The 15,808-nt window shown below is 39.5% G+C and carries 12 protein-coding genes; 8 read left to right on the top strand and 4 right to left on the bottom strand.

The genetic code is table 11. The features are described from left to right. Positions 1-125 precede the first annotated feature (125 nt). The 3 genes from NOS7524_RS15990 to NOS7524_RS15980 form a co-directional block, all read right to left on the bottom strand. Entirely contained in the window at positions 126-1,097 is a 972-nt protein-coding gene (locus tag NOS7524_RS15990) for an iron-siderophore ABC transporter substrate-binding protein (RefSeq protein WP_015139521.1), read from the bottom strand. Between the two features lie 29 nt (positions 1,098-1,126). Further along, on the bottom strand, positions 1,127-3,715 hold the full coding sequence (locus NOS7524_RS15985) for a TonB-dependent siderophore receptor (RefSeq protein WP_015139520.1): 2,589 nt from the start codon (positions 3,713-3,715) through the stop codon (positions 1,127-1,129). A gap of 426 nt (positions 3,716-4,141) precedes the next feature. Next, positions 4,142-5,185: a helix-turn-helix transcriptional regulator gene (locus tag NOS7524_RS15980; protein ID WP_015139519.1), complete on the bottom strand. Its 1,044-nt coding sequence runs from the start codon at positions 5,183-5,185 to the stop codon at positions 4,142-4,144. 324 nt (positions 5,186-5,509) lie between these two features. Between NOS7524_RS15980 and NOS7524_RS15975 the strand changes: the two genes are divergently transcribed. The 7 genes from NOS7524_RS15975 to NOS7524_RS30115 all read left to right on the top strand — a co-directional run bounded on the left by NOS7524_RS15975 (position 5,510) and on the right by NOS7524_RS30115 (position 13,997). Beyond that, positions 5,510-7,291, top strand: coding sequence for an ABC transporter ATP-binding protein (locus NOS7524_RS15975; RefSeq protein WP_015139518.1), 1,782 nt, complete (start codon positions 5,510-5,512; stop codon positions 7,289-7,291). Between the two features lie 115 nt (positions 7,292-7,406). After that, positions 7,407-9,233: an ATP-binding cassette domain-containing protein gene (locus NOS7524_RS15970; protein ID WP_015139517.1), complete on the top strand. Its 1,827-nt coding sequence runs from the start codon at positions 7,407-7,409 to the stop codon at positions 9,231-9,233. 489 nt (positions 9,234-9,722) lie between these two features. Then, positions 9,723-10,754, top strand: a complete 1,032-nt coding sequence (locus NOS7524_RS15965; protein WP_015139516.1) for a FecCD family ABC transporter permease — start codon at positions 9,723-9,725, stop codon at positions 10,752-10,754. After that, positions 10,751-11,791: a FecCD family ABC transporter permease gene (locus NOS7524_RS15960; protein WP_015139515.1), complete on the top strand. Its 1,041-nt coding sequence runs from the start codon at positions 10,751-10,753 to the stop codon at positions 11,789-11,791. The genes NOS7524_RS15965 and NOS7524_RS15960 overlap by 4 nt, the downstream gene beginning before the upstream one ends. 67 nt (positions 11,792-11,858) lie before the next feature. Continuing rightward, positions 11,859-12,677 carry an ABC transporter ATP-binding protein gene (locus tag NOS7524_RS15955; RefSeq protein ID WP_015139514.1) on the top strand — a complete coding sequence of 273 codons (819 nt, stop codon included), beginning with the start codon at positions 11,859-11,861 and terminating at the stop codon, positions 12,675-12,677. A gap of 51 nt (positions 12,678-12,728) precedes the next feature. Then, positions 12,729-13,748: a helix-turn-helix transcriptional regulator gene (locus NOS7524_RS15950; RefSeq protein ID WP_015139513.1), complete on the top strand. Its 1,020-nt coding sequence runs from the start codon at positions 12,729-12,731 to the stop codon at positions 13,746-13,748. Positions 13,749-13,820: 72 nt separating this feature from the next. Then, on the top strand, positions 13,821-13,997 hold the full coding sequence (locus NOS7524_RS30115) for a hypothetical protein (RefSeq protein ID WP_015139512.1): 177 nt from the start codon (positions 13,821-13,823) through the stop codon (positions 13,995-13,997). Between the two features lie 252 nt (positions 13,998-14,249). Here NOS7524_RS30115 and NOS7524_RS30110 read toward each other — a convergent pair whose 3' ends face one another. Beyond that, entirely contained in the window at positions 14,250-14,387 is a 138-nt protein-coding gene (locus tag NOS7524_RS30110; protein WP_171815344.1) for a hypothetical protein, read from the bottom strand. A 45-nt stretch (positions 14,388-14,432) separates the two neighbouring features. Here NOS7524_RS30110 and NOS7524_RS15945 point away from each other — a divergent pair, with 45 nt between their 5' ends. Continuing rightward, on the top strand, positions 14,433-15,800 hold the full coding sequence (locus tag NOS7524_RS15945; protein ID WP_041555549.1) for an IS4 family transposase: 1,368 nt from the start codon (positions 14,433-14,435) through the stop codon (positions 15,798-15,800). Positions 15,801-15,808 lie beyond the last annotated feature (8 nt).

Below are 15,808 nucleotides of genomic sequence, written 5' to 3'. Positions count from 1 at the left end.
GGTGCGTCAGTGCGATAGAACCTAACTATATCCAGAAATGATTCATACTGACGCACCCTACATTTTGGATATTCTTTTATCTGAAAGTCCCTAACCGAACTCTGGGTGTTGAATTGTCACTCAGGCTATGGCTGCACCAGATATTTAAATAAATCATCAAGTAGCTTATTGACTCCAAAAAAGCCGAATGTCCACCATCTATCTACTTGGACTTCATACACTTGATTCTTTTTTGTGGCTTTGAGCGTAGTTAAAAGAGGATTTTTGAAAAAAGCTCTTGACAAATGTTTATTACTATTCATAACAAACAAAATATCGGCATCGTACTTATTTAATACCTCAACACTTGATACTAAAGTATCTTCTTTTTGATTTGCTAGTACAGGTATAAGTTGAATACCAATATCCTGAAAAACTTGATTAAATGTTTCATTGTCAGCAAATGTACCAAGTAAATTTTCATCAAATAGATAAATGACAGATACTTCTATTTCTTTGAGTCGTTCACCCATGACACGTTGCAAATTTTTGACTCTTGCGTAGTATTGAGTAATAACTTGTTCAGCTTTTTTAGACTCACCCAGCACTTGAGCAATAAAGCGGAGATTTTCTTTAAAAGAGTAGTTTAGACCCGGCAAGTCTACCATAACCGTAGGTGCGATCGCAGATAATTCTTTATACAAACTTTTCTGGTATTCACGCATCAAAATTAAGTCTGGTTTGAGCTTAAGAACACTTTCTAAATTAGGCTGATTTCCAGTACCAATTATCTCGATACCAGCCGCTTCCTCATTAGTTACACCACGGAATAAAAAGTCGTACTCTGGAAAATAACTGACTGTACCAATTGGTTTGATACCCAAAGACAATACCGGGTCTAAAAGACCAATATCATTTAATACAATAATTCGCTGTGGCTTGATGGGAATTATTGTTTCACCCAAAGCGTGTTTGACTACTTTTGTAGCTATCGGTAGAGGAGATGTCAGTAAGGTATTGTCACCTTGAGTTGCATTTTGTGAAATATTACTATGGCAAGCCAAAAGCAAAATAATAGTAACAAATCCTAGCAAAAATGATTTTAGGTGACGATACACTTTAATACTTTCTCCTCTTTATGTCTTGATTAAAACTCAAAAGTAATTGACCCGATAATTGTAAATGGTGCGCCCGGAATCACTGTATTTCTACCAAAGTTAAATGACTCAATATATCTGACACCAAACAAGTTTTCGATATTGATAGCAGCCTTCCAATTATCTCGCTTGTAATAAATTGCAGCATCAGTTCGCAGATAACTAGGTAATGTGAAAGTATCGTCAAACTCAGGGGTAGGAATATCACCACCTACTCTATCGGAAAGATAAAACAACCCTAAACCAAAGCCCAAACCTTGCAAATTGCCCTGTCGAAATTGATAAGTAGTCCACAAACTTGCTTTGTGTTCAGGTACTTTGGGTACTCTAGAACCAACCCTTAAATCATTACTTTTTGTGACTGTGGCATCTGTATAACTATAAGCAGCAATAATATTCCATCCCGGCAAAATTTCACCAGATATATCCAGTTCAATTCCTCGACTTCTCTGTTCCCCAACAGGAATGCTAAAGCCATCAGGGTCATTGGGATCGGGTGTAGCAATATTTGTTCTAGTAATTTCATAAGCTGCTAATGTCGCTGAAAATTTTTCATTCAAATCTGCCTTGATTCCGACTTCATATTGATTACCACGTTCAGGGGGTAAAAATGTCCCGTCAGCACGCTGGGCAAAATTGGGAACAAACGAGCGACTATAACTAGCATAAAGTGAAATCGGTTTAATTGGCTGGTAAACAACACCAATCCGAGGAGTAAAAGCTTCGTCATACTGAAGAGTACGAGTATCTGAAAGCCTATCAAACTGGTCTTGCTCCACAACGTCAAAACGACCACCTAGCATTAACTTGAATTTGTCTGAAAATGCTATCTGATCTTGCAAATAGATACCCAATGAATCAGTTGTAGATTTACCATCTCTAACTACATTGGTTAATTCAGACAGCGCAGGTCTGGGGATAACGTTGTAAACCGGGTTAAAAATATTTATTGATGGAGTGAGTCCCCCAGGTAGCCGTCTTTGAGAACCATCGCTCTTTTGTCGAGCCAGATCAAATCCAAACAAGAGTGTATGTTCAATTGAACCTGTCTTAAATTTACCAACAATATCTGTTAGTAGAGAGTATGTCTCACGGTAATCATCATTAGAACGGAAGTTGCGCGAGAGTTCACCAGTTGCTTCGTCAACTGCCAGAGGCTGGGCGCGATAATCAAAGGTATCTTGTGAAGTATAGCGAAAAGCATTGCGGAGGGTTAATTGGTCACTAAAACGATGCTCTAAGCGGTATCCAACATTTACCTCTTCTACTGTGCGTTCATCTCCTGGTTCACCCAAGAACCTACTAGTAGGAATGTCAGCAATACCCCGTCCAAAAGCAACTATACCTTGATCCATTGTGCGCTCATCGTTGACATAACTAACATCAAACAATATGTTAGTGTTCTCACCCAGTTTTAAATCAAAAACTGGCCCAAAAAAGACTCGCTCACTATTGACAAAATTTCGGAAACTACCAGCATTTTCGTAGGCAACGTTTAGTCGATATAGTAATGATTTATCTGTGTTAAGAGGACTTGATAAATCAATGGTAGAACGATAGTAATTGTAGTTACCTACAGATAAATCGGCAGAGTAATAAGGAGTAGCAAGAGGTTTTTTCGTTACTAAATTAATGATTCCTCCTGGTTCAGAATTTCCATATAAAACAGAAGCCGGGCCTTTAAGAACTTCTATTTGCTCGATATTAGCAAGCTCTCGCAATACAAAGCCGGTTTCTCTTAAACCATTACGAAAAGTAGAAATAAAATCGAAGCCTCTAAGATTGAAGTTGTCATTTGTCCCGCCAAAAGTATCACCTTCGACAATACCACTCACGTTACGAATTGCATCAGTAAGTCGAATAACCTTCTGGTCTTCTAAAACTTGTTTAGGAATTACTTGAATTGACTGGGGAATGTCCCGAATTGGGGTGTCGGTTCTAGTGGCTGCTGATGCTTCTGGGATACGATATGTATCTTGTTCACCCGTAACTACCAGTTCAATAGGTGCTTCATTTTGTGCAGATGGTTGTTCTGGCTGGGTTTCGTTACTTGGTTGTTGTTCTGGTTGCGGTGGTGTTTGAGTAGTGCTTACAGTTGCGACAACCCCGAAAACTAAACCCTCGTCACCATCAAACAATTCGACTTGCGGCGCACCACTTTCACCTGTTACTGTCACACGAATTGTATTTGCATCTAAATTTGTGACTATAACTTCACTAATTCCCGCAGTTGGTTTTTCCTGGCGGAATGTATCGCCACTAGATAGGCTCAGTTGAGCATTGGGAATTTCAACAATATAGCTATTACCCTCACTCTTGTTGGTCAGTTGCAGTTTATCTGATTGATTAGTGGCTAAAATTACCTCTATCCCTTGCTCGGTGGTTTGCAACTGGACACCTGTTACTTGAACCAGAGATTGAGCCAGCCATTGTTGAATAGTAGTTGCAGGTTTTTCTATATCACTTAATTGAGAAATTTTTGTTATTGGTTTTTGGTTATCTTCTGCTAACGCAGGGAAGTTAACTAATACCAAACTCAATCCTGTCATCCAAGCTAGTTTTTGCAATTGATTTGACATCACTCTACTCACACGCAAATAAGGGACTGGGGACTGGGTATTGGGGAGCCAGTCGCGTGCGGAGGTTCCCTCCGTTGAGCGAACTGGCGTGACTGGGAAATCCTATTAGAGATTTTTAAATCTGTAGGATGCGTCAGTTAGATTAACCATAGACACATCTAGTATTGGTACTGACGCACCTGACTAACTACCCAATGCCTCATCTCCAATAGCCGTTATGTTTGTAATTAATAATTACTATCAAGAAGCTTACAGGAAAGCTCTAGTTTATAGTTAAGTGCTTTGAACGCTAGACGGAATTTTTTGAACGCTAGACGGAATTTTTCTTTTTTTCAATGATGGAATCAGGTTATTATTATTTTTGTAGATTGAGATTTCTACATAAATTTTTGAGACTACAAATCAAACTTTTTATTGTGCTTACGCTTATCCTATCAACTCATCAACTTTTATGGATGACCTGGAATTAGCTAGCAAAAATTCTTTGGGATTGATGCCAAATTTTTTTCTAAAAGCAGTAGCGAAATAGCTACGACTAGCAAAACCAACGCTACGGGCTGCTTTAGAAATGCTGGTTTCTCCGGTTACTAATAATTTTCTTGCTTGCTCTAATCTATGATGATGTAAATAGCCGAATACCGTTGTACCAAATACCAGACGAAACCCTCGTTTGAGAGTACAATCATTCAAGCCTACTTGTCTAGATAAGTCCCTTAAGGAAGGAGGATTGTCTAAATTACGCAATAAAACTTCTTTAGCATAGTGAATCCGTTCCACATCATCAGGCTTGAGAGAAAATGTGTCATGTTTACCTTGGCGTGCGGCTACATCTTCCTCAACCAGTAATACCATAAGTTCTAAAACTTTACTTTCTAAATACATCCTTTTCATCATTCCCTGATAGGGACAATTTAAAATTTGTTGTAATGCTACTTCCATTGCTGGTGTATTAGTGCCAGCACGAGAGTAATATTCTTGATGGCATTGTCTAACTAAATGAGCTAATTTCTGTGGTAGCTGATTTTCTTGTTTACCCATAAACAGGTAAAATATCTCTGGTTCTATGTGGACATTGATTTCAATGATTTTTTCTGATTTAAATGCTTTAACTCTCTCTTTTGGTGCTAGTCCACTTCCAAATAATCTGTTTTGTCCTTTACTAACAAAACAATTTTGTTCTTGGTAATATTTTGCTAGATAAAAACTGTATTCTAAAGGATGTTGTCGTTCAGGATTTTTTATAACTAAATCGTCATGTAATTGATGTTCTGAAATTGCTAAGTGTAACCCATCCCGTAATTCTATTTCTCCCCAAAAACCTGTACCTATTTCTGGTGGAAATGAACAAAAAGTATCAAATATATTCCAGGATTCTCCTAATGTGGATCGGAGTATCGGCGCAGTTGTTTCTGTTTCTGGTATATCTACAAATAAATCCCAAAATGCTTGTTGTGAAATTGTGATTGTCATAACTATAAGCAATATATTTTGGTGTCTCTCAATACCAAGTCAGGATGAGCCGTATTTGTGATTAAATACAGCAAATAAGCATTTATTTAGATTAATTATCACTAAATAATAAGGATAAACTGTTTTTATACCTGTATTTTGTGGTGGACAATACAAAATTTTTGCATATTTTTCTCAGTTATTGGGGGAAGAGCAGATAAAAATGCAATAAATAGGCATAATTAGCCGTAAAATACGAGAATTAGCTGAGAAAAATTCTCTACTGCCCTCAGACAGCTTCTGATCTCAGCCTCCAAAATCAGGCTTGTTTATAGCTAAAGTTTTATGAAAATCGGACTACAGCAATATTGGAACTTACTTGTAGACTATCTCAAGCCGCAAAAGGGTAGAGTAGTTAAATTTGCGATCGCACTCCTCGTTAGCATCGCCTTACAAATCCTCAACCCCCAAATTTTACGCTATTTCATTGATACAGCTGTTGCTGGTGGGGATAGCCAAAAATTACTACTAGCGGCCTTGTTATTTATAGTTGTAGCCTTAATCACCCAAGCAATGTCAATTACCGCCACATTCTACGGTGAAAACGTCGCCTGGACAGCTACTAATAATTTGCGTGCAGATTTAGTAGAGCATTGTTTAACACTAGATTTATCCTTCCACAAATACCGTACACCAGGCGAATTAGTCGAACGCATAGACGGCGATGTGCAGAATTTATCAGAATTTTTCTCAAAATTTACTATTCACATCTTGGGTAATTTGCTCATGGTGTTGGGTGTAATCATAGTGCTGTTTATAGAAGATTGGCGAGCCGGTGTAGCTATTTTATCGTTTGCTCTCATCGCCTTATCTACTCTGATTAAGTTGCGTCGCATTTCAGTTTTCCATTGGGGAGGTTATCGCCAATTTAGTGCTGAGTTTTTTGGCTTCTTAGGTGAACAGCTAACAGGGATGGAAGACATTCGTGCTAATGGTGCAAAAAACTATGTCATGCACCGCTTCTATACAATTATTCGTAACTGGCTACCCATCTTTCATAAAGCCCGCTTTGCCGATACAATTCTTTGGGTGACAACTAACGGTATATTTACGTTAGGCAGTGTCGTTGCTCTCATAGTTGGTGCTTACCTGTGGAGTCAACAGACAATTACCATCGGTACAGTTTACCTATTGTATTACTACACCAATATTCTCAGCGAACCGATTGAACAGATTCGCAACCAATTTGAAGACCTCCAGCAAGCAGATGCGAGTATTTACCGCATTACAGACTTATTGCAAGTTCAATCTCAATTGCGTACAAGCGGCGAAAAATCACTTCCTCCAGGTGCGCTGTCTATAGCTGTTGAGAATGTCTCTTTTGGGTACAATGACCGGGGAGCGGGGACTGGGGACTGGGGACTAGGGACTGGGGATTTGGTATTGCAAGATGTATCTTTTAATTTACCTGCGGGTCAGGTTTTGGGGTTACTGGGACGTACAGGAAGCGGTAAGACAACTTTAGCGCGATTACTCTTGAGATTGTATGACCCACAATTGGGTTCAATTCGGTTGGGGGGTGTACCTATCGACCAAACCCCACTCAAAGAATTACCGAGGAAAGTCGGGTTAGTAACTCAAGATGTGCAACTTTTTCAAACCACAGTTCGCAATAACCTGACTTTTTTCAACCCTGATATTACTAGCGATCGCATCTATGAAACAATAGAAATGTTGGGCTTGTCAGAATGGTTGCACTCTTTACCCAATGGCTTAGAAACCAACTTAGGCCCAGATAGTAGCGGTTTGTCAGCAGGACAAGCGCAGCTATTAGCCTTTACCCGCGTATTTCTCAAAGACCCCGGTTTAGTCATTCTAGATGAAGCCTCTTCACGCCTCGATCCGATGACAGAAAAACTCATTGAAAGAGCTATAGATAAATTATTGATGGGACGAACCGCGATTATTATCGCCCATCGTTTAGCCACCGTAGAAAGAGCCAATCAAATCTTAATTTTAGACAAAGGTAAAGTAAGTGAATACGGTGAACGCGAAGAACTAGCAAACAATCCTAATTCACGTTTTACCCAATTATTAAAAGCCGGTTTAACAGATTTATTAGTTTAAATCAGGGACTGGGAACTAGGTATTAAAAGTAGACTCCTCTTCTTATTCCTAACTCATCACCCATACTTTTAGACCTTTCCCAATCCCCAACCCCCAATCTTCAATCCCCAATATTATGATTTTATCAACAAAAAAACTTGCTGGTTGGCAATTATTATGGCAACTAATTTGCTATAAACCAAAGCTTTACTTAATTGATACTTGCTTCTGGATTTTTATTATGGGCTTACCTGCCCTACCTGGACTGATTATTCGAGAATTCTTTAATAGTCTCACAGGTAAAGCTCAATTTGGTTTATCACCTTGGGCATTTATTGCAGGTTTTGTTGCTTTGAATTTGGGGCATATTTTGGTGATATTGATAGGACGCATCACCAAAACTCAACACCGTTTTACCATGAGGTCATTACTGAGAAGAAATTTATTAGAACGTCTCTTAAATAATCCTCATGCTCAAATTAAGGTAACTCAGGATGATACTGATAAATCTGTATCCCAAGGTGAAGTAATTAGCTACTTTCGAGATGATACCCAACACATTGAAGATAATGTAGCCTGGGTATCAGAAATATTTGGAGAAGGAATATTTGCTGTTCTTTCTTTAGTTATTTTATTAAGTGTCAATGTACCCATGACACTATTCGTTTTCCTGCCCCTAGTGGGAATGATAGTAATTATCCAAAAAGCAGAAACACGTATTAAAAAATATCGCCAAGCTAGCCGTCAAGCAACTCAAAAAGTGACCGGAATTTTAGGAGAAATCTTTAGTTCTGTACAAGCGATTAAAGTTGCTGGTGCAGAACAAGATGTCCTCACTTACTTTCGCACTTTGAATGACAAGCGGCGCGAGAGGATGGTTAAAGACAGCTTATTAAAAGCCATTCTCAGTTCACTATTTCAAAACATGGTGAATTTCGGCACAGGTTTGATTTTGGTGATGGCTTCTTTTTTGATGCAAAGCGGCGTTAATCAATTAACAGTAGGTGACTTTGCTTTATTTGTTTATAATCTATCATTTGTCACAGGTTTTTTTGCTTCTGTAGGTGGCTTTATGGCTTTGTATAAGCAAACAGAAGTTGCATTTGAACGCATGACTTCTTTAATTTCTGGTGCATCAGCAGAAACTTTGGTAGCTCCAAATCAACTTTATTTGCAAGAATTGGGTAAAAGTAGAAAAAACTTACCTCGATTAGAACAACCAACAAATAATGCAAGTCATCAACTACAATCATTAAGACTAACAAGTTTAACTTATATTTATCCTGGTACTAATCAAGGGATTGTAGATATTAACTTACAAATACAGCGCGGTAGTTTGACTGTAATTACTGGACGCATCGGTGCAGGAAAAACTACATTGCTCAGAGTATTATTAGGATTATTGCCCAAACAAGCCGGGGAAATTTATTGGAATGGGTGTATAGTTGAAGACCCTGCTAATTTTTTTGTACCACCTCGCAGTGCTTACACTCCGCAAATTCCCCAACTGTTCAGCTATTCCTTACGGGAAAATATTTTACTGGGATTGTCTAAGGATGATTCTGAAATTGAAACAGCATTAAAAATGGCTGTATTTGAGCAAGATTTAGCAGCTATGAATGAGAAGTTAGAAACTTTAGTAGGAACAAAAGGTGTCCGGCTTTCTGGTGGACAAATGCAACGGGTAGCGGCGGCGCGGATGTTTGTACGTCAGCCAGAATTGCTGGTATTTGATGACCTTTCTAGTGCGTTAGATGTGGAAACAGAATTAACATTATGGTCGCGGATATTTGCCAATACAACTGAGGAAAATTGTTGGACACCAACCTGTTTAGTAGTATCTCATCGTCGTTCTGTTTTACGACGCGCTGATCAAATTATTGTGATGAAAGCTGGTAGGGTTGTAGCTCAAGGTAAGTTTGAAGATATTTTAGCTGATGAGCAAGCTGATTGGATTTTTTAGCTTCTGAGAAACACAGGTTATACCAATTCACAATAGCCTACGGCAAGGCTAACGCCTACGCAACGATGCTCCCGCTCCACTCTAAGCGCAGCTATGCCGTAGGCTTTACGCAATTAAAAAACTTAGATGCAGCAAAGCTTTCAGAGTTTACATCTGTATCAGGTTTTTCGTGAAATGGTATTACAGGGGAACACAAGTTTCTCCCAATGCACAGCAACTAAATGCTTATCATGGCTATTTGACAATTATTTCTTTTTTTCATCAAACAACACTACAAAAAGTTGAAAAAATATACTAATAAGGATAAAGTATAATCTTGAACCTTTTCGCTTACATTAGGCTGCAAATCTCAATGATGCGAGAATATACCTTGCTTAAACACTTGATATTTTTAGATTAATTCTCAATTAAGATGTTGCAGTTGCAAATGTCAAAGAAGGCACAACTAGCTTACCTAAATGAGTATATTTTTCAATTAACTAGAAGATAATGACAAGAGCAACCACAGCATCACCTAGAAATTGGAATACACCAACAATCTCGCCATTAGTAGGTCTGATTCTGGGCATACTGATTCTGCTAACTTGCTTGGTGTATAGTGTTACATTGGGTGCAGCAGAAATACCGTTAAACAAGATTCTGGAATCCTTTATCACCTTTGATGGTTCTTATGAACATTTAGTGATTCAGACGGTGAGATTACCGCGATCGCTTGTCGCGCTACTGGTAGGATCATCCTTGGCAGTCGCCGGTGCATTAATGCAAGGTTTGACACGTAACCCCTTAGCAGATCCAGGAATTTTAGGTATTGAGTCAGGAGCAGCATTAGCTGTAGTTACTACAATTTTTGTGTTTGGTAGCTCCTCTTTGAGTGTTTTAACGATTATGGCCTTTTTGGGTGCAGGAGCGACAGCTATATTAGTCTACCTCCTTGGTTCGCTAGGAAAGGGAGGAGCTACACCATTAAATATCACCGTAGCAGGTGCAGCGTTGACGGCTCTGATTTCTTCCCTCACCACGGCTATTCTCATCGTCAGTCAACGCACCTTAGAAGAAATTAGATTTTGGTTAGCTGGTTCTTTAGCTGGACGGGATTTCGACATCTTATTGTCAGCATTACCTTTCGTCGTCATTGGCTTAGTAGTAGCCTTTGCCCTGGGTAGACAAATTACAACCATGAGTCTGGGCGAAGATGTGGCTAAAGGCTTGGGTCAACAGACAGCTTGGGTCAAAATTACGACTGCCATCAGTGTGGTTTTACTGGCGGGAAGTTCAGTCTCTTTAGCTGGGCCAATCGGCTTTATTGGCTTAGTCGTTCCCCACATGGTGAGGTTTTTCATCAAAGCTGATTACCGTTGGATTTTGCCATACTCCGCAGTGGTGGGTGCAACTTTACTTTTAGTTGCAGATGTGGCGGCGCGTATATTACTCAAACCCCAGGAATTACCTGTGGGAGTAATGACAGCATTGGTTGGCGCACCCTTTTTTGTCTACTTGGCTAAATCAAAGGTGAAGAAATGAAGGTTGATTGGCTTGTATTCCGTTCCGAAACGATATCTTTGCGAATTGACCGCCGTGTACCACCAATACTGCTATGTTTGGCAGTGGCGGTTGTGGTGGCGATGGTGATGAATTTAGGACGGGGTGAATATCCGATTTCTCCCTTAGATATCGTCAAAACTGTATTGGGTATAGATACAGGCAACCCAGATCATGCTTTTGTCATTCATAACCTGCGTCTACCCCGTACCCTTGTCGCTTTCATGGTGGGAATGGCACTGGCTGTTTCTGGGACTATCTTTCAAGGCATCACACGTAACCCATTAGCTGATCCCGGCATTATTGGCATCAATGCGGGAGCAAGTCTAGCAGCAGTTGCAGTCATTGTCCTATTTCCATCAGCACCCATTTACACTTTGCCTGTATCAGCCTTTGTCGGTGCTTTATTGATGGCTGGTTTAATTTACTCCCTGGCTTGGAACAATGGGAGTTCTCCCGTTCTGTTTATTTTAATGGGTGTGGGTTTGTCTGCGATCGCTGGTGCTTTCACCAGCTTATTAATTACCTTTGGCGATATTTACAGCGTCAGTGATGCGTTGGTGTGGTTAGCGGGTAGCGTCTACGGACGCACCTGGGAACAAGTATTTTCCTTCTTACCTTGGTTAATCGTTTTTGTTCCGATGGCGTTGACATTAGCTAGACATTTGAATGCCTTAAATTTGGGAGATGATGTTGCCAAAGGTTTAGGGACTCGTGTGGAATGGCAACGGGGTTTGCTGGTGCTAGTGGGTGTAGCCTTAGCCGGTGCAGGAGTCGCTACGGCAGGAATGATTGGTTTTGTGGGATTAATTGCACCACATTTAGGTAGACAGTTAGTAGGTACAAATCATGAAGGATTGATCCCTACCTCTGCATTGTTGGGAGGAATGCTGGTTGTAGTGGCAGACTTCTTCGGCAGAACCCTCTTTGCACCTATCGAAATTCCTTGTGGGGTGGTGACGGCTGCTGTGGGTGCGCCTTATTTTCTCTATTTGTTAATTCGTAATCGGAAGAAATAGTGTTGGGGATTGGGGATTGGGGACTGGGAAAAAATTGAATTTTGATTAGTTTAACAGGGTAAAAAATATGAAAGGTTTATCAACCAAAAGTCTGTCTTTAGCTTACGATGGTGCGCCAATTATTCGTGACCTAAATTTGGCAATTCCTAGCGGAAAAATTAGTGCTTTGGTGGGTGCAAATGGTTGCGGTAAATCAACTTTATTACGAGGTTTAGCCAGATTGCTTAAACCCTATGGTGGGACAGTTTATCTTGATGGGCAATCTATTTTTAATCTGGCAACAAAGGAAGTAGCAAAGCAGTTAGGAATTTTACCTCAAGGCCCAGTTGCACCAGAAGGATTAACAGTCAAAGACTTAGTAGGACAAGGGCGTTATCCTTATCAAAATTGGTTACAGCAGTGGTCAGAAAAAGACGAAAGAATTGTCCAACAGGCACTAGAAATTACTAATTTATTGCCCTTAGCAGATAGAGCTTTAGATACTTTATCTGGTGGACAACGCCAACGTGCTTGGATAGCAATGGCACTGGCACAAGATACAGATATTTTACTGTTAGATGAACCCACTACTTTTTTAGATTTAGCACATCAAATAGAAGTGTTAGATTTGTTATATGAATTGAATCAGCATCAACAGAGAACTATTGTCATGGTGCTGCATGATCTAAATCAGGCTTGTCGTTATGCAGATTATCTAGTTGTAGTGAAACAAGGCCGAATTTTCACGGCTGGAGAACCAAAAGAGGTAATGACTGAAGAAATGGTAAGAGAGGTTTTTGGTTTAGATTGTCGTATTGTTCCTGACCCAGTTGTGGGAACACCCATGTGTGTACCAATAGGACGCAAGGGAGAAAAGCAATTGCAAGCAAATTCTTCTAATTTTTAGTAAATAAATGGAAAATTTTAGCAATTAATTCTTGAAAAATCCTACTCAAAAATGTTGGAAATTCTGACGAAAGAACAGTACGATGAAGTTGTAGAAGCAAGTTTGAAGATATTACAGGCTGTAGATCCTAGTCAGTCCTTCGACTTTGTAGAGAAATGGGAAAGTAACTTTACTCGTAGTTCCTATCAGGAAATGCAGCTACGTCCGGGATTATCTCTAGAAATTTTTGATAAAACTCAATATCGTCAAGTAAATATTCAGAATAATCATGATGAGGAATATCCACTGATCGCAAAATTTTATCTAGAGGGGAATCATAGTGTCATTTGTCCTGGGGTTGCGGGAGTTAGGGAAAAATATCAAGAAACAGCAGGAAATAATTATTTATTTTACTTGCCAGATATTGAAGAAATCGAGCAATATTTTGCAGGCGATCGCTATTATATAATCAGAATTCTTTTTGATATCGATTTCCTGAGAAATTTTGCTACTGGGTTTACACCTGTCCCCAAACAATTACAACCTTTGCTAGACAGTGATCATCCACCGCGTTTTCATCTGCCTGTGGGTAAAATCACGCCCACAATGCAAACTATATTATCACAGCTTTTAAATGCACCCTATCAAGGTATGGTGCAACGAATTTATCTAGAAAGCAAGGTGCTGGAACTGCTGGCTTTGCAATTAGCGCAAATATTGGAGACTGAACAAAATCGCCAAAGTTTAATTAACCTGAAAGCATCTGACATTGAAAGAATTTATCACGCCAAAGACATTTTAATTAGTCAATACGATAATCCGCCTACACTGTTAGATTTAGCAAAAAAAGTAGGTGTCAATGACAATAAATTAAAATTAGGTTTTCGGGAAGTCTTTGGTACAACAGTCTTTGGCTACTTACATAACTACCGCATGGAAATGGCGCAAATGCTCTTACAGGAAGGTAAGCAAAGTGTAGCGGAGGTAGCATCTCATGTTGGATATTCTAACCCTGGTCACTTTGCAGCCGCATTCAAGCGTAAATTTGGCATGAGTCCGAAAGTGTGTAGATTAGGAAGAAAAACGGCTTAATTAATCTACAAAATCTCAAAATCCATGATGTTTTAACATGATGATGCAAAACATAAATCTAGCAATTAACCCATGAGCGAGGAAAGAGAAAGAGCCGATAATGATTCACCGTGGAAAGAAATTTTAGAAGCCTACTTTCCCCAAGCAATGCAGTTTTTCTTCCCCCAAACAGCCGCACTAATTAACTGGGAACGTCCTTATGAATTTCTCGACAAGGAATTTCAAGTGCGAATCGTTCTGTTGAAATAAGCCAAGTAACCTAGAACGGCTTAGGGATAACAGGCAGGGTAATAAGAAAAGGGAAAACCTTAACAAAAACCCTGACAACTGATAGACCATGTAGGTGAGAATCCTACCCCGTAGGTGCAACGGTGAAAGCATCACCCCCAGGTTAGCGAATAGTCATCAACGCCTGAAGCGGGGTGAAAAGGCGGCACTACTGGAAGCCTAATCCGGTATTCTGTCCAGCAAAGTGCCATGATGGAATGGCACTAAGAAAAGCTAGAAGCCATACATTTCAGGGGCTACAGCTTTTAATGCCCATTTAGCAGTAATAGCCTGAGTCAGGCGATCGCTCTGAGAAAGATGATGTATGGTTGGCCAAAAATTTTTGTCGGTAGAAAAAGCTTGCTCGCTCATGAAATACTTTTTGAAGACGAGCAAGCCAAGATCATAAACACTACTGTGACACTACGAGTACAAATTCTCAAGGATAAATTTAGCCAAAGTTTAGGGCTACCCTTTAAAGAACTATTGCCAGAATCGGCAATTAGACAAGCAATATCTGAATTAAATATTAAATACAAAAAGCGATTATTTGACCCGCTAATAACGTTGTGGGCATTTTTATCTCAGGTTTTGGATACTGATAAAACTTGTCATAACGCTGTAAGTAAAATAATTGCACATTTGGCAGAATCAGAAGTAGAAATTCCTTCAACAGATACAAGTGCTTATTGTCAAGCTAGGGCAAGGTTGCCAGAAAAATTATTAGAAAAACTTTTTAATTTCTCTGCACAAAGCTTAGAAGAGAAAGTGAACCAAGAAAATTTATGGTGTGGTCGAAATGTGAAAGTAATAGATGGCTCAACTGTATCTATGCCTGACACACAAGAAAACCAAAAAGAATATCCTCAACCTAGCACTCAACAAGAAGGATGTGGGTTCCCAATTGCCAAAATCGGGGTAATATTCAGTTTAGTTACTGGAGCCGCTGTTGCACTGTGCATAGACGTTTTGAACACTCATGATATTAAATTAGCGAGAAAAATGTACAGTTTTCTCAAACCAAATGATGTACTTTTAGGGGATAGAGCTTTTTGTGCTTACGCCGATATCGTTTCTATTACCAAACTTGGCTGTGATGCTGTATTTCGCAAGCATCAATCTCGGACAACAACCATGCGAAAAGGCAAAATTGTTGGCGATTGTGACAAGTTAGTTACTTGGCATAAGCCTAAAAGTTGTCCAAAAGGATTGAATAAAGATGAATTTAATGCTCTACCTCAAACCATAACTTTGCGAGAGATTTACTATTACATCGTTATTCCTGGTTTTCGCACTCAACGAGTTAGCTTGATTACTACTCTTTTAGATAAAGCAACTTATTCTACTCTAGAAGTTGTTGGACTTTATGGTAAACGTTGGGATGTTGAATTGGATTTGAGACATCTGAAAACCACATTAGGGATGGATGTTCTACGGTGTAAAACTCCTTCTATGATCCGCAAAGAAATTCATGTTTATTTACTCGCTTACAATCTACTTCGTAGCTTAATGTGGCAGGCTGGAACTACTTATAATACTCCTCCCTTACGCTTATCGCTACAAGGTACTCGCCATCATTTAATTAACTTTCTTCCCAAATTATTAGCTGCTCATTCAACAAAACGTCTTCAAATTTATCGTACTTTACTCAAAGTTATTCCTCACAAGGCTGTTCCCTACCGCCCAGGTCGTAGTGAACCACGAGTTCGTAAACGTCGCCCCAAAATTTACCCCTTGATGACCAAACCCCGGCATGAATTACGTAAACAATTGCAAACTGCTTAATTGATCAG

The organism is Nostoc sp. PCC 7524 (genome assembly GCF_000316645.1).
Classification (GTDB): Bacteria; Cyanobacteriota; Cyanobacteriia; order Cyanobacteriales; family Nostocaceae; genus Trichormus.
Note: the sequence above shows the minus strand (reverse complement) of the source record. Positions and strands in the feature narration are given on the sequence as shown.